General features: G+C 72.8%; 13 protein-coding genes. 7 read left to right on the forward strand and 6 right to left on the reverse strand.

From position 1 onward, the window contains the following. Positions 1-116 precede the first annotated feature (116 nt). From ACIO3O_RS13280 to ACIO3O_RS13290, 3 genes are all read left to right on the forward strand, one after another. Positions 117-1,640, forward strand: coding sequence for a GMC family oxidoreductase (locus tag ACIO3O_RS13280; RefSeq protein WP_401744976.1), 1,524 nt, complete (start codon positions 117-119; stop codon positions 1,638-1,640). A gap of 243 nt (positions 1,641-1,883) precedes the next feature. Beyond that, positions 1,884-2,996 (forward strand): NAD(P)-dependent alcohol dehydrogenase, encoded by a 1,113-nt coding sequence (locus ACIO3O_RS13285; RefSeq protein ID WP_401744977.1) that lies wholly within the window; start codon positions 1,884-1,886, stop codon positions 2,994-2,996. Positions 2,997-3,118: 122 nt separating this feature from the next. Further along, positions 3,119-4,060 (forward strand): phosphatase PAP2 family protein, encoded by a 942-nt coding sequence (locus ACIO3O_RS13290; protein WP_401744978.1) that lies wholly within the window; start codon positions 3,119-3,121, stop codon positions 4,058-4,060. Here ACIO3O_RS13290 and ACIO3O_RS13295 read toward each other — a convergent pair. Beyond that, a complete protein-coding gene (locus ACIO3O_RS13295; protein ID WP_401744979.1) occupies positions 4,026-4,643 on the reverse strand; it encodes an NADPH-dependent FMN reductase in 618 nt (205 codons plus the stop codon). The two genes, ACIO3O_RS13290 and ACIO3O_RS13295, sit on opposite strands and share 35 nt — an antisense overlap. A gap of 116 nt (positions 4,644-4,759) precedes the next feature. On the opposite strand from ACIO3O_RS13295, the gene ACIO3O_RS13300 reads away from it, so the two are divergent. After that, positions 4,760-7,459 carry an AAA family ATPase gene (locus ACIO3O_RS13300; protein WP_401744980.1) on the forward strand — a complete coding sequence of 900 codons (2,700 nt, stop codon included), beginning with the start codon at positions 4,760-4,762 and terminating at the stop codon, positions 7,457-7,459. Between the two features lie 49 nt (positions 7,460-7,508). Here the strand turns inward: ACIO3O_RS13300 and ACIO3O_RS13305 are convergent, their stop codons facing one another. Continuing rightward, positions 7,509-9,404, reverse strand: a complete 1,896-nt coding sequence (locus tag ACIO3O_RS13305) for a protein-arginine deiminase family protein (RefSeq protein ID WP_401744981.1) — start codon at positions 9,402-9,404, stop codon at positions 7,509-7,511. A 261-nt stretch (positions 9,405-9,665) separates the two neighbouring features. Between ACIO3O_RS13305 and ACIO3O_RS13310 the strand changes: the two genes are divergently transcribed. Together ACIO3O_RS13310 and ACIO3O_RS13315 are read left to right on the forward strand one after the other, a co-directional pair. Further along, complete coding sequence (locus ACIO3O_RS13310) at positions 9,666-10,298, forward strand: hypothetical protein (protein ID WP_401744982.1); 633 nt, start codon at positions 9,666-9,668, stop codon at positions 10,296-10,298. Between the two features lie 77 nt (positions 10,299-10,375). Beyond that, positions 10,376-10,726 (forward strand): hypothetical protein, encoded by a 351-nt coding sequence (locus tag ACIO3O_RS13315; protein ID WP_401744983.1) that lies wholly within the window; start codon positions 10,376-10,378, stop codon positions 10,724-10,726. An 82-nt stretch (positions 10,727-10,808) separates the two neighbouring features. Here ACIO3O_RS13315 and ACIO3O_RS13320 read toward each other — a convergent pair whose 3' ends face one another. After that, positions 10,809-11,879, reverse strand: coding sequence for an NAD(P)-dependent alcohol dehydrogenase (locus ACIO3O_RS13320; protein WP_401744984.1), 1,071 nt, complete (start codon positions 11,877-11,879; stop codon positions 10,809-10,811). 117 nt (positions 11,880-11,996) lie between these two features. Here ACIO3O_RS13320 and ACIO3O_RS13325 point away from each other — a divergent pair, with 117 nt between their 5' ends. Further along, a complete protein-coding gene (locus ACIO3O_RS13325) occupies positions 11,997-12,917 on the forward strand; it encodes a helix-turn-helix domain-containing protein (RefSeq protein WP_401744985.1) in 921 nt (306 codons plus the stop codon). A gap of 243 nt (positions 12,918-13,160) precedes the next feature. Here ACIO3O_RS13325 and xdhC read toward each other — a convergent pair whose 3' ends face one another. From xdhC to ACIO3O_RS13340, 3 genes are read right to left on the reverse strand one after another with little or no spacing between them, the layout of a single operon-like run. Beyond that, positions 13,161-13,970, reverse strand: a complete 810-nt coding sequence (gene xdhC, locus ACIO3O_RS13330; RefSeq protein ID WP_401744986.1) for a xanthine dehydrogenase accessory protein XdhC — start codon at positions 13,968-13,970, stop codon at positions 13,161-13,163. Position 13,971: 1 nt separating this feature from the next. Further along, positions 13,972-16,356 (reverse strand): xanthine dehydrogenase molybdopterin binding subunit, encoded by a 2,385-nt coding sequence (gene xdhB / locus ACIO3O_RS13335; RefSeq protein ID WP_401744987.1) that lies wholly within the window; start codon positions 16,354-16,356, stop codon positions 13,972-13,974. Beyond that, positions 16,353-17,834: a xanthine dehydrogenase small subunit gene (locus ACIO3O_RS13340; protein WP_401744988.1), complete on the reverse strand. Its 1,482-nt coding sequence runs from the start codon at positions 17,832-17,834 to the stop codon at positions 16,353-16,355. The genes xdhB and ACIO3O_RS13340 overlap by 4 nt, the downstream gene beginning before the upstream one ends. Positions 17,835-18,018 lie beyond the last annotated feature (184 nt).

Here is an 18,018-nt window from a genome sequence, read left to right on the forward strand (position 1 = left end):
CCGGCGACAGTGATCACCGCACGCGCCGGTCGGCGTCACCTGCCGGACAGGAGCGGTTCGCCGACGAGTAGCACGGTGCAAGGCGAGCAGCACTGAGCAAGGAGAGCGGTACAGCCATGAACAGCACGGAGTTCGACAACATCGTCGTGGGCGCCGGATCGGCGGGAGCCGTCGTCGCACGGCGGCTGGTCGACGCGGGCCGCAAGGTCCTCCTCGTGGAGGCGGGCCCGGTCGACGACACCGAGGCCATCCACGACCCCACGGGTTCGATCCAGCTCTGGAACAGCCCCTGGGACTGGGCGTTCCGGACCGAGCCCCAGACGTACGCCGACGGACGCGAACTGCCCTGGCCGCGCGGCCGGACGCTCGGCGGCTCCAGCTCGTTCAACGGCATGATCTACGTACGCGGCGCACGGGCCGACTACGACTCCTGGGCCTACCAGGGTGCGGCGGGCTGGTCCTGGCAGGACGTGGAACCGTACTTCCGCCGCATGGAGGACTTCGACGGCGGCGAGGCGGGCGGCCGAGGCGTCGGCGGCCCCCTGCACGTGCAGCGCAACCCCGGCCCGGACGCCCTGGTGCGGTCCTGGGTGGAGGCCGCCCAGCAGTACGGACTGCCGTACAACGACGACTACAACAGCGGCGACCAGCACGGCGTGAGCTACACCCAGCACACCATCAAGGACCGCCGCCGCCAGTCGACCTGGGTGGCGTACGGGCACGCCGTGCGGGACAACCCGCTGCTGACCGTGGTCACCGACGCACTCGTGACGCGGATCGTCCTCGACGGGGACCGCGCGACGGGCATCGCGTACACGGTCGACGGGCAGGAGCACATCGCCCGGGCCGCGCACGAAGTGGTGCTCTCCGGCGGTGTGTTCGGCACCCCGCAGCTCTTGATGCTGTCCGGCATAGGACCGGCCGAGCACCTGCGGTCCTTCGGGCTGCGGGTCCGCGCCGACCTGCCCGGCGTCGGCCAGAACCTCCAGGACCACTGGTCGGCACCGCTGATCTGGAAGTCGCGGCAGCCGCTGCCCGCCTGGGCGGCGCAGGGGCTGGAGGCCCAGTTCTTCGCCACCACCCGGCCGGGGCTCGCCGTCCCCGACGTCCAGCCGCTCTTCCTGTCGTTCCCCTACCCGGTGCCGGGCGCGGACCTGCCCGAGCACGGCTTCTCCGCCGTGGGCCAGCTGCTGCACCCGTACAGCCGGGGCGAGGTCAGGCTGCGCTCCGCCGACCCGTCGGCGCCGATGGTCCTGGACCCGAAGGTGTTCTCCGACCCGCGCGACGTGGAGACCCTCGTCGACAACCTGGAGCAACTCCGCGACGTCGCCGGGCAGGTCGCGCTCAAGGAGTGGAACGACGGCGAGGTGCTGCCGGGCGCGGGCACCGCGACGCGGGCGCAGCTCCGCGACCACGTGCGGGCCACCGTCGTCTCCGGCCACCACCAGGTCGGCACCGCGCGGATGGGCCTGGACGCCCTGTCCGTCGTCGACCCCGAACTGCGGGTCCACGGGGTGCGGAACCTGCGGGTGGCCGACGCGTCGGTCATGCCGCACGAGACCACCGGCAACACGAACGCGCCGAGCATCATGATCGGCGAGCGGGCGGCGGGCCTGCTGCTGGGGCGCGACGCGCGGTAGGCCGTCCCGTCGTCCCGTCGTGCTGCCGTCTCGCCGTCAGCCGTACGACCTCACCTCACCCGTGACAAGGCCGGTCGCCCGGCCCTGCCGTGGGCGGTGCCCGACAGAATCTGCCGCGCACCGCCCATGGCGTCCAGCCCGCCGACCGGGCACGCCCCCGCCCCTGCCCGCCGACCGGGCACACCTCCGCCCCTGCCCGCCGACCGGGCACGCCCCCGCCCCTCTCCCTCGAAGTAGGCCCCCATGCCCACCACCGTCACCGCAGCCGTCTCCCGGATCCCAGGCGAGGACTTCCGTATCGAGGAACTCCGGCTCGACGACCCCCGCCCCGACGAAGTCCTCGTCCGCTACACGGCCGTCGGCCTCTGCCACACCGACCTGGAGGCCGCCGCCGGACACCTCCCCACCCCGCACCCGGTGGTCCTCGGCCACGAGGGCGCGGGCACCGTCGAGGCCGTCGGCGCGGCAGTGACCGGCTTCGCCCCCGGCGACCGGGTCGTGCTGAGCCTCGACTCGTGCGGCGTCTGCCGCAACTGCCTCGCCGGGCAGCCCGCCTACTGCGACCAGCACCTCCCGCTGAACTTCCACTCCCGGCGCGTGGACGGCTCGGTGGGTCTGCGCGACGCCTCCGGCGCCCCGGTGCACGACCACTTCTTCGGGCAGTCCTCGTTCGCCTCGCACGGCCTCGCCCACCCCCGTGGCCTGGTCAAGGTCGCCGACGACCTGCCGCTGACCACGCTCGCCCCGCTCGGCTGCGGGCTCATCACCGGTGCGGGTGCCGTCCTCAACTCGCTGCGGGTGCAGGCCGGAAGCAGTGTGGCGGTGTTCGGCCTCGGCTCCGTCGGCCTCGCGGCGCTGATGGCCGCCGTCGCCTCCGGCGCGACCCGGGTCATCGCGATCGACCGGAACGCCGAACGCCTGTCCCTGGCAAAGGAGTTGGGGGCGACCGACGTCGTCGACGCCGCCGCCGTCGAGGCCGGTGCAGCCGTCCTGGAGCTGACCGGGGGGCGCGGTGTGGACCACAGCGTCGAGTCGACCGGCGTCGTCCCGGTGATGAACACCGCCGTCTCGGTCCTGGCGCCGCTCGGCTCGGCCGCCGTCCTGGGCGTCGCCGCGCTCGACGCCGACCTGAAGGCCAACGCCTTCGAACTCCTCAAGGGCCGCACCGTCACCGGTTCCGTCATGGGACACCAGGCGCCCGGCCTGCTGATCCCCCGACTCCTGGACCTCCACCGCCGGGGACGTTTCCCGCTGGAGCGCCTGGTGACCACGTACCCGCTGGCCGACATCAACCGCGCGGTCGCCGACGTCAGGGCGGGCAGCACCGTCAAGGCGGTCCTCACCCACCACGCCTGACGCCGACCACCCGCAACACACCTGCTCCGGACGGCATCCCGCCGTCCGGAGCAGTTCCTCGTGCCCCGCCCCGTGAGCGCGCTCCCGGCCCCCGAACCCGACGTACGAAGGCAGCAACCGCCATGTCCCCACCGCCCCCGCTCCCCGCACGGCCCCGACGCACGTCCCTGCGCGCGGGCCTCGGCCGTACCGCGGCGTACCTTCTGGCGTTCGCCGTCCTGCACGGGCTCGCCGTGTGGACACCGGTCGGCCAGCGGGCGGAGAACGCGCTGGTGGTGGGCTACGCCGACCAGGCGCGGATCTTCCCCTGGGCCCAGTCCTGGGGGCCGCCGCCCCTCACGCACGAGATCCCGCTTCTTGCCGTGGGTCTGGCCCTGGTCGTGACGATTGCCGTCGTACGGCGACGCCTGCGCGAAGGCTGTGCGGCTGTCGCCACGGTGGTCGGCACGCTCGCCGTCACCGAACTGCTCAGCAAGGTCGTCCTCGTACGCCCGGACCTCGTCGGTGCCGCGTACAACCTCCGGGAGGCGAGCTTCCCGAGCGGCCACGTGGCGATCTCCGCCGCACTGGCCCTGGGGCTCGTGCTCGTCGTTCCCGGGCAGGTTCGGTTCCCGGTGGCCGCCGTCGGCGCCGTGTGGGTGGCACTCACCGCGGGCGCCGTCCAGGCGCTGTACTGGCACCGGCCCAGCGACGTGCTCGGCGCCGTCCTGCCGGCCTGCGCCGCGTTCACCGTCGCCGCCGGCCTGCTCGGCCCGGGCGCGGCGGTCGGCGGAACCCGGCCGCGCCTCCGTCACGTCATGTACGTACTGCCCGTGGCGGCCGCCGTCGCCGTGCTCGCCGCGTCGCGCGAGGACGCGGTGGCCCGGCCGCTGGTGTTCGCCGGGGCGGCCCTGGTCTGCGCGGTGCTGGTGCTGGCTGCCGTCGTACGGTCCCCATCGGCACCCCGCGTGCAGGACATGCCCGTGCCGGGAGCCACGGCGGCGGCTCCCGGCAACGGGACGACGCGTACGCGCGCACCCGGGGGAGCCGTCAGGCCGGAACCCGGTCGGCCCGCGCGGGGGTGAGTTCCGCGAGGCGGACCAGCTCCGCCAGCAGCTCCTTCAGCAGGCTTTCGGTGAACTCGTCGGCGAGGAACGTCCCGTCGGCGTCGAAGCGCTGATGGGAACGGAAGACGGTGACCTCCGGGTGGGCCACCACGGGCGCCTGCACCCGGTGCAGGATCTGCCGCAGGACGAGCTGCCCCCGCGCGGTGCCGAACTGCGAGGGCGAGGCGCCCAGGATGGCGGTGGGCCTGCCGCGCAGGCTGGAGTCGCCCGACGGGCGGGACAGCCAGTCCAAGGCGTTCATCAGGACGCCGGGAATGGCCGAGTTGTACTCGGGCGTCGCGATGATCAGACCGTCGGCCTCCCGCACCCGCGCCCGCAGGTCCTCGACCGCGGCGGGCGGCACCTCCTCGCGGTCCTGGTTGAAGTACGGCAGCTCGCCGAGGCCCTCGTGGACCTCGACGGTGACACCGGCCGGGGCCAGGGCCTTGAGGGCGTGCAGCAGGCCGGTGTTGTGCGAGCCGCGGCGCAGGCTGCCGGAGAGTGCGAGGAAACGCAGGTCGGACATGGTGGGTTGCTCCGGTTCGGTAGAAGCGCTGGTCATGACGGTGACCCTAGGGAGATCGAACACTCCCGCGCATCGGTCGCCGTATCGGTCGGACCTGCCGCCGCCCCAGCCGGGCGACGGGCGGGGCCGCATAGGATCACAAGGAAATGGTTGTGCACGGGCGGTATCAGGAGAAGGCAGAGCTCGACCGGGTCCTCGACGGGGCGCGTGCGGGCACGGGGGCGGCAGTGGTGCTCTGGGGCGACCCGGGCATCGGCAAGACCGCGTTGCTGGAGTACGCGGCCGAAGGCGCGGGGGACTTCACCGTCATCGGCTGCCGGGGCAGCCGGATGGAATCGGGCCTCGCCTTCGCCGCCCTGCACGGGCTGCTGTGGCCGCTGGCCGACCGCATCGACACCCTGCCGCCGCCGCAGGCCGCCGCGCTGCACGCGGCGCTCGGCCACAGCGGAGACGTCACCGACCGGTTCCTCATCGGCGTCGCCACCCTCACCCTGCTCGCCGAACTCGCCGCCGACAAGCCCCTGTTGATCACCGTGGACGACGCTGACTGGCTCGACGAGCCGACCGCCGAATGCCTGGGCTTCGTCGCGCGGCGGCTGCGTGCCGAACCGGTGGTGCTGCTCCTCACGGGGCACACCGACCCCGCCGCGGGCGGCCCCTGGGAGGGGCTGCGGGCACTGCCCGTGCCCCCGCTGACCGACGCCGAGGCCGCCGCGTACCTGCACGCCGAAGTGCCGGACGCGGACGAGGAGACCGTGCGGCGCACGGTGCGGCTCGCCTGCGGCAACCCGCTCGCCCTGCGCGAACTCCCCCACCGGGCCGCCGACTCGGGGGAGCGGCTGCCCGTCGGACCCCGGCTGCGCCGCGCCTTCGGCGCCCGTACCGCACGGCTGTCCGCCGCCGCCCGCACCCTGCTGCTGGTCGCCGCCGCCGAGGACCGGGGCGACCGGGGACTGCTGCGGGAGGCGGCGGGGGCGCTCGGGGCCGGGGAGGCGGCCTGGGAGGAGGTGACGCGGTCGGGGCTGCTCGCCGTCCGCGACGGCCGGGTCCGCTTCCTCGCGCCGCTCGTCGGGGCGGTCGTCTACGAAGCGGCCCCGTTCGCCGAACGCCAGGCGGCGCACCGTGCGCTGGCCCAGGCCCTGCGTACGCACGGCACCGAGGAGGGACTGCGGGCCTGGCACCTGGCGGCAGCCGCCGACGAGAGCGACGAAGAGGTCGCCGCCCTGCTCGAACGCAGCGCGCACACCGACCGCTCCCGCGGCGGATTCGCCTCCGCCGCCCGCGCGCTCGGCCGGGCCGCCGAACTCTCCCCCGACACCTCGGACGCCGCCCGCAGGCTCGCCCTCGCGGCCCGCGCCGCCTGGGAGTGCGGCCAGGTCGCCAGGGCGCAGGACCTGCTCGACCGGGCCAGCAGGCTGGTGCCCGAACCCCGGGTCGCCGAGGACAGCGGCGGGCTGCGCGGCGTCATCGAGTTCGCCCACGGCGACCAGGAGCGCGCCCACCGGCTGCTGCTGCGCCACACCCACGCCGTGACCGACCGGGCCCAGGCCGTCGAACTGGCCTGCCTGGCGGTACGGGCGGGCTGGTCCGGCGGTTCCCCCGGACGGCAGGCATCCGCGCTGTGCCGGGTGGCCGAACTGGCGGCGGGCGCAGGCCTGCCGGAGGCCACCCTGCTGCCCACACTGACCCAGTGGTGGGGCGGCGAGGACGTCGCCGAACAGCTCTCGGCCGAGGAGACCATCACCCGACTCGGCGCGGTGTCCTGGCAGTTGATGCCGCCCGCACCGCTGGCCGTGGCCTGGGGCGTCGAACGGGTGCTGGCCGAGGCGTTCCGCCGCAAGGCGGAGGACCTGCGCCGGATGGATGCGACGAGTGCCCTGGTGCTGGCGGTGCCGCAGACCGTCGTGGTCGACATCATGGCCGGACGGTGGACCGAGGCCACCGCGAACGCCTCCGAGACGCTGAAGCTCGCCACCGAGATAGGCGCCGACCACGCCGCCTCCCAGTGCCGCAACGCGCTCGCCTGGCTCGCCGCACTGCGCGGCGACGAGGAGCAGGTCGCCGAACTCACCGCGCGGAGCCTGGAGTTGTCGGTTCCGCGCGGAGTGCGGGCGCTCAGTGCCGCCGCCCACTGGCACCGGGCCCAGGCCGCCCTGTTCGCCGGACGCCCGCAGGACGCCCTCGACCGGCTGCTGCCCCTGGCCGAACCCGGGCACCGGGCCGCCCACTCCACCTTCGCGCTGCTCGCCGCCGCCGACACGGTGGAGGCGGCCGTCCGTGCGGGCCGGCCCGAGGCGGGCCGGCCCGCCCTGCGGGTGCTGCGCGCCTGGGCGGACCGCACCGGTGCGGCCTGGGTGGTCGCGGCCGCCCACCAGAGCACGGCGCTGCTGGTCGCCGACCGCGCCGAGGAGGAGTTCCGGGCCGCCCTCGACGTACCCGGGGCGACGGACCGTCCGTTCTCCCGTGCGCGCACCCGTCTGCTGTACGGCGAGTGGCTGCGCCGCGCCCGACGGCGCACCGACGCCCGCGTCCAGCTCGCCGAGGCCGCCGACGCCTTCCGCCGGCTCGGCGCTACACCCCTGCTCGAACGGGCCCTGAACGAACAGGAACTGACGGGCCAGCAGCTCCGCCGCGACAGCGGACCCGACGGCGCCGCGCTCACCCCGCAGGAACTGCGCGTCGCCCGCCTCGCCGCCGAGGGCCTGACCAACCGGGAGATCGCCGCCCGCCTCCTGATCAGCCCCCGCACGGTCGGCCACCACCTCTCCAACGTCTTCCCGAAACTGGGCGTCGTCGCACGCGGCGAACTGGCCCGGGTGGACTTCGACAACGGCATGCGCCTGATGACCTGACGGACACGGCGAGGGGAAGCGGCTGCCGCCCACGAGGGACCCGCCGACCTCACGGCCGGGTGGCCGTGCCCCGCCACCACGGCACGCCCCCCGAGGTGTCGCGCAGGGCGTTGGTCGCGCAGTGGACCTCGCCGCCCGCCAGGTGGGCCCACCTGAAGTTCTCCACCCAGCTCACGCGCACGCCCTGGCGGCGCAGGGCGCGCTCCGTCGCCGTACGGAACAGGTCCGTGCCGCCCACGCGAGGGCCGTGCGGGTCCGGGGCCGCGTAGTCCCGCGCGGTGAGGGACAGCCCGTTGGCGAGGCCCGGGGAGAAGGCGATGGCGCGCTCCTCGGGGGCCGAGGGGTCGTAGTTCCCCCAGGAGTACAGGACGGGTACGCGCACCACCTCACCGGCGGGCAGGCCGGTTTCCCGCGCGAGAACGGCGACCTGGTCGTCGATGCGACGGGCGGCCTTCTCGTTCCCGGCGAGGAACTTCGCGTCGCCGAGCGCCGCGTCCACCGTCGGACGGTTCTCGGCGGTCGTCCCCTCGAAGAGACGGCGGCCGCCCTCGCCCCGCGCGGAGGCCTCGCGCAGCAGGCGCGTCGCCAGCCGGGGGTCGGAGACCATCAGGGTCCAGCCGCGGGCGCTGTCGGACCGTACGACATGGACCGTCTCGTCCGTGTGCCCCACCAGCAGCCAGGAGGTGTCGATCGCGATCGGGTCCTGCTGCCCCTGCGCGGCGAGCATCCGCACGAACGACGGGTCGGGCGCCCGCTTCGCGCTGGTGCCGTAGACGATGCGGCCCTGCGGGTGCCCGGGGTAGGGGGGTACGGACTCGAAGTTCCCGGCGAAGTTCTGGAGGTCGCTGACGTTCTCGGGGCGGGCGCGGGTGAACTGCTGGACCACGCCCACGTCCGGGCCGCGCAGCTCCCGGAAGAGCAGCCGCGCCGAACGGCTCAGCGTGCTGGGACCCAACGCGCTCGCGGGCCACACCACGGGCGCCCGCAGCAGGATCCGCATCCGGTGCACGCCGCCCGGAACCGGCATGCTCACCGTGGCGGGCTCGACCATGTCCTGCCGCCAGATGTCCCGCCACCACTGCGCAGTCCCGGGCGCGAACGTCACCTTGGCGCGCGGCAGCCCGGCCCGCTCGGCGGCCCTGCGCAGCGAATCGGCGAAGGGCTGCCACTCCGTCGGTCGGTAGCGCGCCCCGATCCACTTCGGCACGATCCCGCTGCCGGGTCCGGGCGCGGCCGCGAACACCGCCTGGGCCCGCTGGAGATCGTGCTGTACGAGGACGGGCGCGACCCGCATCCGCACCCGGTCGGAAGCCGCCGGGACACCCTGCTGACGTACCGTCAGAGTGAAGTCCACTTCGCCGTTCCAGCGGCGCGGATCGCGCACCACGTCCCGCCCCTCGACGGCGAGTTCCACCCCGGCCCGCAACTCACGGGCCGTCAGATCGCCTTTCAGTGACTCCAGTTGGCCGCCACGCCGGACAAAGAGGCGTACGTACGGGGCCTGGGCGGCCGGAATCCCGACGCGGCCGGTGGCGTCGTCGGCCACCCGCATCGGGCGCACCCGCAGCGGGGCCAGGTCCTGGGCGTCGCGCTCCCCGTCGACCCGCTCGTCGGCGGCGTCGTGGCAGGCGGCGAGCCGCTCGTCCACGGCCGGGTCGACGCGGTCCAGGTCGGCGGCGGTGACCCGGCAGCGGCGGCCGTCGTCGTCCAGGTTCGGCAGGAACACCGCGCCACGGCCCGGCCGCCACTGGTCCTCACCGGGCTCGTCGGAGTCGCCGGTCAGGTCGACGCGGCCGTCCTGGTTCACGTCGGCGCGCAGGTCGGGGGGTGGGGGAGCGGCAGCCGACGCGGGAGGCAGGGCGACGGCCGTCCCGGCTCCGGTTCCGGTTCCGGCGAGGAGGGCGGCGAGCAGAGCCGATGCCGTACGCGTGGAGTGTCGCAGCATGACGTTTCCTTCCGCGAAGGATGGAGGGGAGAAGGGGGAACGGAAGCTCGGCCCCACTTCCAGGCTCGCGGCGGTGGTCCCGGCACGCGTCATCCGGGGTGACGAAACGGACGTACATCGTTGTGCGCAGTCCCCTCGGCCGTCCTGACACCGGGCCCGCGCGGGGTGTTCACGGCGTCGGCCAGGAGTGCCAGTGTGGGGCGGCAGTAGTCGTCGGGCCCGGCAGAGGACCCGGCGCAGGCCCGCGAGGGAGCAGTTCCCATGGCCACTGCATCGATCACCGGAGCCGTCCTCACCGTCAACGTCGAGGGCAGCACACCCCTCCGGCTGGACATGTCCCTGCAACGCCACTCCTACCGGCACTGCGCGACCAGCACGGTCGCCGGGACCATCAACAGCCTCCTGCACTCGAACGTCGACGACGCGACGATCGTCGCCGAGGGCATCGAGGTCGGCGAGCAGGTCGAAAAGCTGCTGGCGAAGGCGAAGGGCGACTGGAAGTCACTGTTCGGCAAGTCCCTGACGGTCGCGTCGGGCCGCACCTACCTGGTCGACAACAGCGCCCTGAACCCCAACGGCTCGCCCAACCACTACTTCGTCACCGGCGGCGAGGACGTCTGGGCGAAGATCTCGCAGGCCGACTACACCGCCGCCCGCGACGTCCGCCGCGTGGAGGAGGCCATCGCCGCGCGGCGCCGGCGGGACGACACGTACGACTACCTGAACCCGAAGAAGTTCCACGACAAGGAGAGCGAGCCCGGCGGCGCGACCAACCCGGTGGTGCTGGCCGTACGGGCGGCCCGCACCAGCCTGGGCCAGGCCACCGCCGACGACACCACCCTGATCGCCGTCTCGGGCCGCAAGGACCTGGTCGCGCTGATCCGCAACGTCTGAGGGGAGGGGCGGCAGTATGGGGGAGGATCGCGATCTTCCCCCTACTCCGTCCCCACGGATTCCCCCGGAGGTCTCTCATGTCCGAGCAGCGGGACACGGCGCAGCAGGACGCGGCGGAAACGTTCCCGGCGGTCTGCGGGTACACGCACCTCTTCCCGGGGGTGCGCTGCCGCCTCCAGGGCCTGCCCGACGCGGAGGCCTTCGTCGCCGGGCCGTGGGCGGTGGCGGTGGACCTGAACTTCTCCGACGGTACGGTCGCCGACGCGAACCTGAGCGTCGACGGCCCCGTGGGCCCGGTGGTCCTCCGCGTACCGGCGCACACGACCGGCGCGGGGCACGACATCGGTGAACGTTCCTGGCTGGTCCGGGAGTTGACCCGGCACGGGGACGAGGTGGAACTGAAGCTGGCCGCCCTGCCCGCACCATGAGCACCGCGCCCGGCCCCGGGGCTTTCCGGGACCGGGCGCGGCAGACTCGTACGCCTCAGACAGCTCGTACGGCTCGTACGGCTCAGATGGTCGACGTGTCGATCACGAAGCGGTACCGCACGTCACTGTTCAGAACCCGCTCGTACGCCTCGTTGATCTTGTCGGCGTCGATCAGCTCGATCTCCGCGCCCAGGCCGTGCTCGGCGCAGAAGTCCAGCATCTCCTGGGTCTCCCGGATGCCGCCGATGCCGGAGCCCGCGAGGGTCTTGCGGCCGCCGATGACGGAGAAGAGGTTGAGGGAGACCGGCTCCTCGGGGGCGCCGACGTTCACCATCGCACCGTCCGTGCGCAGCAGACCGAGGTACTTGTCCAGCGGCAGCGGCGCGGAGACGGTCGAGACGATCAGGTCGAAGCTGCCCCTGAGCTGCTCGAACGTGGCGTCGTCGCTGGTCGCGTAGTAGTGGTCGGCGCCCAGCTTCAGGCCGTCGTCCTTCTTGCGCAGGGTCTGCGAGAGGACGGTCACCTCGGCGCCCATGGCGTGTGCGATCTTGACGGCCATGTGGCCGAGCCCGCCGAGGCCGACGACGGCGACCTTCTTGCCGGGACCGGCGTTCCAGTGGGCGAGCGGGGAGTAGGTGGTGATGCCCGCGCACAGGAGCGGCGCGGCGACGTCGAGGGCGAGGCCCTCGGGGATGCGCACGGTGTACGCCTCGTCGACGACGATGTGGGTGGAGTAGCCGCCGTAGGTGGGCTCGCCGTTCTTGTCGAGGGCGTTGTACGTTCCGACGTTGCCCTTGGCGCAGTACTGCTCCAGGCCTGCCTTGCAGTTCTCGCACTCGCGGCAGGAGTCGACCATGCAGCCGACGCCCACCCGGTCGCCGACGGCGAACTTCGTGACCTCGGGGCCGACCTCGGTGACGACACCGGCGATCTCGTGGCCCGGGACCATCGGGAAGATGCCCTCGCCCCAGCCGTCGCGCGCCTGGTGGATGTCCGAGTGGCAGATTCCGGCGTACTTGATGTCGATGAGCACGTCGTGCGCCCCCACCGGGCGGCGCTCGATGGTGGTCCGCTCCAGGGGAGCCTTGGCGGACGGAGCCGCCCAGGCGGAGACGGTGGTCGTGTTCTTGGTGCTGGTCTGTGCGGTGGTCATGCGTCCACCGTGCCAGGCACGAAGGCATTCACCCAGGTCACCGTTCTGCCTACGTCCAGTGTTCCTACTACTGGCGGGGACAGTCTGGTGTGCGTACGACCCTGGATACTGGAAACCATGGACGCCTCCGCACTCTCTCCCGAGCCCCTGGACACCCGCGCCGAACTGAGCGAGTTCCTGCGCACCCGCAGGGCGCGGCTCCAGCCGGAGGACGTCGGCCTGCCGAACTTCGGCCGTCACCGCCGGGTGCCGGGCCTGCGCCGCGAGGAGCTGGCGCAGCTGGCGGGGGTGTCGGTTGCGTACTACACGCGCCTGGAGCAGGGGAACGGCCGCAACGTCTCGGGCGAGGTGCTGGACGCGATCGCCCGCGCGCTGCGGCTCACGGACGCGGAGCACTCCCACCTCCTGCACCTGGCCAAGCCCAAGGCCCACAAGAAGAAGCGGGGCGCGCGACCGCAGCGGGTGCGCCCCGCGCTGCTCCAGTTGGTCGACGCGATGGACGGCGTTCCGGCGTACGTGGTGGGCCGCAGGTCCGACATCCTGGGCTGGAACCGGATGGCTGCGGCACTGTTCGGGGACTGGGGTGCGCTGCCTGCGGAGGAGCGGAACTGGGCCAGGCTGTGCTTCCTGAACCCGTCGTCGCGCGAGCTGTTCGTGGACTGGGAGCAGAAGGCGGCCGACATGGTGAGCTTCCTGCGGATGGACGCGGGCTGCTACCCGAACGACCCGCTGCTCTCCGCGCTGGTCGGTGAACTCTCCGTCAAGAGCGAGGAGTTCCGCACGCTGTGGGCCAGGCACGATGTGCGGGAGAAGGGGCACGGGGTGAAACGGATGCGGCATGCGGTGGTGGGAGACCTGACACTGTCGTACGAGACGCTGCGGCTGCCGGACGACCATGAGCAGTCGCTGGTGACGTATCACGCGGAACCGGGGACGGAGTCGGAGGCGGGGCTGCGGTTGCTGGCGAGTGTGGGGGTCGGCCGGGGCGTGGTCGGATCGGCACCCGGTGCGGAGAGCTGGGGCGCGGGGCCCGGGTAGATCGGGTCGGCACCCGGTGCCGGGGCGGGTTTCTCCCCTCCCCGCCCCTTCCCGTAACCCTGCGGGGCTGGTCGTGGCTGGGGTTTTGCGCAGTTCCCCGCGCCCCTTTCAGGGGCGCGGGGAACTGCGCGAGCAACCCACCACAAGCCGCGCGGCCGAGCGCTTTAGGTGAAGGGGCGGGGCTGGGGCGAAAACACCCCGGCGCCGGGTGCGGGACACGAGAGGCCCGCCCCAGGGAGCCCCTCAGCCGCGCTCCGCCTGAAAGGCCAGCAGCAGGGAGGCCGCCACGCTCACCGCAATCGTCGCCGGCTCCTTGCCGGTAATGTCCGGCAGCCCGATCGGCGTCTTGATCCGGTCGATCGTGATGTCGTCGTGCCCACCCTCATCCGCCAGCCGCTTGCGGAAACGGGCCCACTTGGCGGCCGAGCCGATCAGCCCGATCGAGCCAAGACCAGGAGTACGCAGAGCCGCATCGCACAGAGCGGCATCCTCCGCATGGTCGTGCGTCATGATCAGCACGTGCGTCCCGGGCGCCAGCTCCGCCAGCACCTCCTCCGGGAGGAGCGGAACGTGGTGCGCGTGCACCTGGGCCACCGCGTCCGACAGCACGGAGAGCCGCTCCGCCGAGACCATCTCGGGCCGCGTGTCGATCAGATGCAGATCCACCTCGTGCCGCGCCAGAATCCGGGCCAGCTCCATCCCCACATGCCCGACCCCGAATACCGCCACCGCCGGAACCACCGGCAGCGGCTCCAGCAGCACCGTCACCGCGCCGCCGCAGCACTGCACCCCGTGCGGCCCCGACACCTTGTCGTTGAGGGCGAAGTCCATCAGCTCCGGCTCCGCACCCCGCGCCGCGATCAGCTCGCGGGCCCGGTCGATCGCGACGGCCTCGATGTTGCCGCCGCCGATGGAACCCCACGCCTCCTCGCGCCCCACGACCAGCTTGGCCCCGGCCTTGCGGGGGGCGTGGCCGCGTACGGTCGCGACGGTCACGAGGACGCCGGTCTCCCGGCGTTCCCGCAACCGCGCGACCGCGGCCACCCAGGTCATGTCAGGCATTGCTGAGAGCAGTCGTACCGGTGGTGATTCCCGTGCCTTCCTCGTCGCCCTCACGGGTCGACTCGATGGCCCAGAACACCGCTTCGGGCGTCGCGGGGGACGCCAGCTCGACGCTCGCCCCGGCGGGGCCGAACGCCGCAGCAGCCTGACGCAGTGCCTCACGTACCGAGAAGGCCAGCATCAGCGGAGGCTCGCCGACGGCCTTGGAGCCGTACACCGCACCCTCCTCCGTGGCGTTCTCCATCAGCGTGACGTTGAACTCCTCCGGCATCTCCGAGAAGCTCGGCAGCTTGTACGTGCTCGCCGCCTGCGTCTGGAGCCTGCCCCGGTGCGGTCCGTCGCTGGTGTCCCAGCGCAGGTCCTCCAGGGTCAGCCAGCCCGCGCCCTGTACGAAGCCGCCCTCGACCTGACCGATGTCGATCATCGGGGAGAGGCTGTCGCCGACGTCGTGCACGATGTCGACCCGGCGGATCTTGTACGCGCCCGTGAAGCCGTCGACCTCGACCTCGGTGGCGGCGGCCCCGTTGGAGAAGTACTTGAACGGCGTGCCGCGGAAGGCCTGGGCGTCCCAGTGCAGCCCCTCGGTCCGGTAGAAGCCGGACGCCGAGAGCTGGACCCGCTGGAAGTACGCGGTGCGCACCAGGTCGTTCCAGGCCAGCTCCTTGTCGCTGCCCAGGACCCGGGCGACGCCCTCCACGATGCGTACGTCGGAGGGGTTGCCGCCGAGCTGGGTTCCGGCCACCTGGTGCAGGCGGTCGCGGAGCTGCTCGCAGGCGTTCTTGATCGCGCCGCCGTTGAGGTCCGCGCCCGCGCTGGCCGCCGTGGCGGAGGTGTTGGGCACCTTGTCCGTACGGGTCGGGGCGAGCCGCACCTTGTGCAGCGGGATGCCCAGCGTGGTGGCCGCGACCTGCATCATCTTGGTGTGCAGGCCCTGGCCCATCTCGGTGCCGCCGTGGTTGATCAGGACGGAGCCGTCCTTGTAGATCAGCACCAGCGCGCCGCCCTGGTTGAAGGCGGTGAGGTTGAACGAGATGCCGAACTTGATCGCGGTCAGCGCGATGGCCCGCTTGGTGTGCGGGTGCGCGGCGTTGAATGCGGCGACCTCCCGCCTGCGTTCGGCGAGGTTGCCGTTCTCCTTGACCTGCTCCCAGACTGCGGAGATCCGGTCGGCCTGGGTGACCAGCTGACCGTACGGCGTGGTCTGGCCCTGGCCCGGCTGGTAGAAGTTGCGCTCGCGCAGCTCGATGGGGTCCATGCCGAGCTGCGGGGCCACCCGGCCGAGGATGTCCTCGATGACGAGCATGCCCTGCGGGCCGCCGAAGCCGCGGAAGGCGGTGTTGGAGACCGTGTTGGTCTTGGCGATCCGGCCGTTGACCCGGGCGTTGGGAATCCAGTACGTGTTGTCGATGTGGCACAGCGCACGTGCCAGCACCGGCTCGGAGAGGTCCAGGCTCCAGCCGCCGTCGGCGGTCAGCGTGGCGTCCAGGGCCTGGATGCGGCCCGAGGCGTCGAAGCCGATCTTCCACGAGGCGTGGAAGCCGTGCCGCTTGCCGGACATGGTGAGGTCCTGGGTGCGGTTGAGGCGGAAGCGCACCGGGCGGCCGGTGAGCTTGGCGCCGAGCGCGGCGACGGCCGCGAAGCCGTGCGGCTGCATCTCCTTGCCGCCGAAGCCGCCGCCCATCCGCAGGCACTGCACGGTGATCTCGTGCGCCGGGACGCCGAGGACGTGCGAGACGATCTCTTGCGTCTCGGACGGGTGCTGGGTGCTGGACTGGATGAAGAGCTGACCGCCCTCGTCCACCATGGCCAGCGCCGCGTGCGTCTCCAGGTAGAAGTGCTCCTGCCCGGCGAAGGTGAACTCGCCGGTGAACACGTGCGCCGAGTCCGCGAAACCGGCGTCGATGTCACCGGTCTCCATGTGCGGGCGGGCGCCGTGGAAGCTCTCGGCCTCGATGGCCTCCGCCACGGTGACGATCGCGGGCTTCTCGTCGAGCTCGACCTCCACGGCTGCCGCGCCGAGACGGGCCGCCTCCAGGGTCTCGCCCAGCACCCACGCCACGGCGTGGCCGTGGAACATGACCTCGTCGGGGAAGAGCGGCTCGTCGTGCTTCATGCCGGCGTCGTTCTCGCCGGGGACGTCCGCGCCGGTCAGGACGCGGACCACGCCGGGCACGGCGAGCGCGGGCTCGGTGCGCAGGGCGGTGATGCGGCCGTGGGCCTTCATGACCTGGACCGGGTAGGCGTGCAGGACGTCCTTGGTGCGGTACACGAGGTCGTCGGTGTAGAGCGCGGTGCCGGTGACGTGCTGGTACGCGCTCTCGTGCGGCATGGAGACGCCGACGACCGGCTTTTCGGGGCGTTCGGACAGCTGGCTCATGACGAAACCGCCTCGGTGGTCTGTGCGTACAGCTTCTTCAGGCTCGTGCCGAGCATCGCGGAACGGTAGAGGGAGCTGGCACGGTGGTCGCTCATCGGGGTGCCCTCGCCGCGCAGGATGCGGGCGGCCGCATCAACAGTCTCCTGCGTCCAGGGCCTGCCTTCCAGGGCGGCTTCCGTGGCGAGCGAGCGGATCGGGGTGGCGGCGACGCCGCCGAGGCCGATGCGGGCCTTGCGGACGATGCCGCCCTCGATGTCCACGGCGAAGGCGACGGCGACGCTGGAGATGTCGTCGAAGCGCCGCTTGGCGATCTTGTGGAAGGCGGTGACCTGCGACAGCGGCGTCGGGATGCGCACCGCGCGGATCAGCTCGTCGGGGCGGCGCACGCTCTGCCGGTAGCCGGTGAAGTAGTCCGCGAGGGGCACCACGCGCTCGCCGTCGGCGCTGGCGAGCACCAGGGAGGCGTCCAGCGCGAGCAGCACCGGCGGGCTGTCGCCGATGGGGGACCCCGTTCCGAGGTTGCCGCCGAGGGTGGCGCTGTTGCGGATGAGCCGCGAGGCGAACTGCGGGAACAGCTCCGCCAGCAGCGGTACGGTCCCGTCCAGGCGGCGCTCGATCTCGGTGAGCGTGACCGCAGCCCCGATCTCCAGGTACTCCGACTCGACGCGCAGCTCCCGCAGTTCGGGGAGGCGGTCGATGGCGACGACGCACTGGTCGCGCCGGGAGCGGATGTTGACCTCGACGCCGTAGTCGGTGCTTCCGGCGACCAGGACCGCTTCGGGGCGCTCGCGCAGGAGCTGCACGGCCTCGTCGAGCGTCGCGGGGCGCAGGAACGTGCTGTCGCCCTGGGTGTACGAGGTGGCCACCGGCTCCGGCGCGGCCTGCTCGCGGCGCTGGGCCAGGGGGTCGTCCTCGGCGGGCTCGCCGACCGCGTACGCGGCGTCGCGGATGGGGCGGTAGCCCGTACAACGGCACAGGTTGCCGCTCAGCGAGTGCAGGTCGAAGCCGTTGGGGCCGTGCTCGGCGTCGGCGTGCGCGGCCTCGGCCGCCTCCGCGCCGGTCTCGCCGTGCGAGCAGCGGTCGGGCCGGTAGTACTCCGAGGCCATGCTGCAGATGAAGCCGGGCGTGCAGTAACCGCACTGCGAGCCGCCGCGGACCGCCATCTCCTCCTGCACCGGGTGCAGGGTCGCGGGCGTGCCGTCCGCACCCGGAGTGGCGAGGCCCTCGGCGGTGACGACCTCCTGGCCGTCCAGCGCCGCGGCCGGGACCAGGCAGGCGTTGACGGCCACCCAGTCGGTGGGCTTGTTGACACCGGGCCGGGCCACCAGGACGGAACAGGCGCCGCATTCACCCTCGGCGCAGCCCTCCTTGGTCCCCGTCAGGCCGCGCTCGCGCAGGAAGTCGAGGACTGTGGTGTGGGGTGCGTCCGGGGCAAGGGGAGTTTCCTTCCCGTTGACCGTGATTCGCGCGCTTACCATGGCAAAACCTCTTTTTGGGGCACAGTCGACCTGGTCGCCGTAGCGGGCATTTCGGGAGCTTTCTCTTCTTGGCGGTGCAACCTACGGCAATGCGTCAGCCCCCGACGGCGCATCCCGGGATAGGGGAGCGCGAGTCGGTACGCGGGGAGGCGTGGGCTGTGCCGCAGGCGAGTGGCAGGAGATC

Source organism: Streptomyces sp. NPDC087440, from assembly GCF_044744005.1.
In the GTDB taxonomy this organism is placed as follows: domain Bacteria; phylum Actinomycetota; class Actinomycetes; order Streptomycetales; family Streptomycetaceae; genus Streptomyces.

Excerpts from the sequence above, each read along its gene's own strand:
- ACIO3O_RS13325 (WP_401744985.1), top strand. The coding sequence starts at position 11,997 with ATGGACGCCTCCGCACTCTCTCCCGAGCCCCTGGACACCCGCGCCGAA.
- ACIO3O_RS13295 (WP_401744979.1), bottom strand. The coding sequence starts at position 4,643 with ATGACCAGCGCTTCTACCGAACCGGAGCAACCCACCATGTCCGACCTG.
- ACIO3O_RS13315 (WP_401744983.1), top strand. The coding sequence starts at position 10,376 with ATGTCCGAGCAGCGGGACACGGCGCAGCAGGACGCGGCGGAAACGTTC.
- xdhB (WP_401744987.1), bottom strand. The coding sequence starts at position 16,356 with ATGAGCCAGCTGTCCGAACGCCCCGAAAAGCCGGTCGTCGGCGTCTCC.
- xdhC (WP_401744986.1), bottom strand. The coding sequence starts at position 13,970 with ATGACCTGGGTGGCCGCGGTCGCGCGGTTGCGGGAACGCCGGGAGACC.
- ACIO3O_RS13285 (WP_401744977.1), top strand. The coding sequence starts at position 1,884 with ATGCCCACCACCGTCACCGCAGCCGTCTCCCGGATCCCAGGCGAGGAC.
- ACIO3O_RS13290 (WP_401744978.1), top strand. The coding sequence starts at position 3,119 with ATGTCCCCACCGCCCCCGCTCCCCGCACGGCCCCGACGCACGTCCCTG.
- ACIO3O_RS13320 (WP_401744984.1), bottom strand. The coding sequence starts at position 11,879 with ATGACCACCGCACAGACCAGCACCAAGAACACGACCACCGTCTCCGCC.
- ACIO3O_RS13280 (WP_401744976.1), top strand. The coding sequence starts at position 117 with ATGAACAGCACGGAGTTCGACAACATCGTCGTGGGCGCCGGATCGGCG.
- ACIO3O_RS13305 (WP_401744981.1), bottom strand. The coding sequence starts at position 9,404 with ATGCTGCGACACTCCACGCGTACGGCATCGGCTCTGCTCGCCGCCCTC.
- ACIO3O_RS13310 (WP_401744982.1), top strand. The coding sequence starts at position 9,666 with ATGGCCACTGCATCGATCACCGGAGCCGTCCTCACCGTCAACGTCGAG.
- ACIO3O_RS13340 (WP_401744988.1), bottom strand. The coding sequence starts at position 17,834 with ATGGTAAGCGCGCGAATCACGGTCAACGGGAAGGAAACTCCCCTTGCC.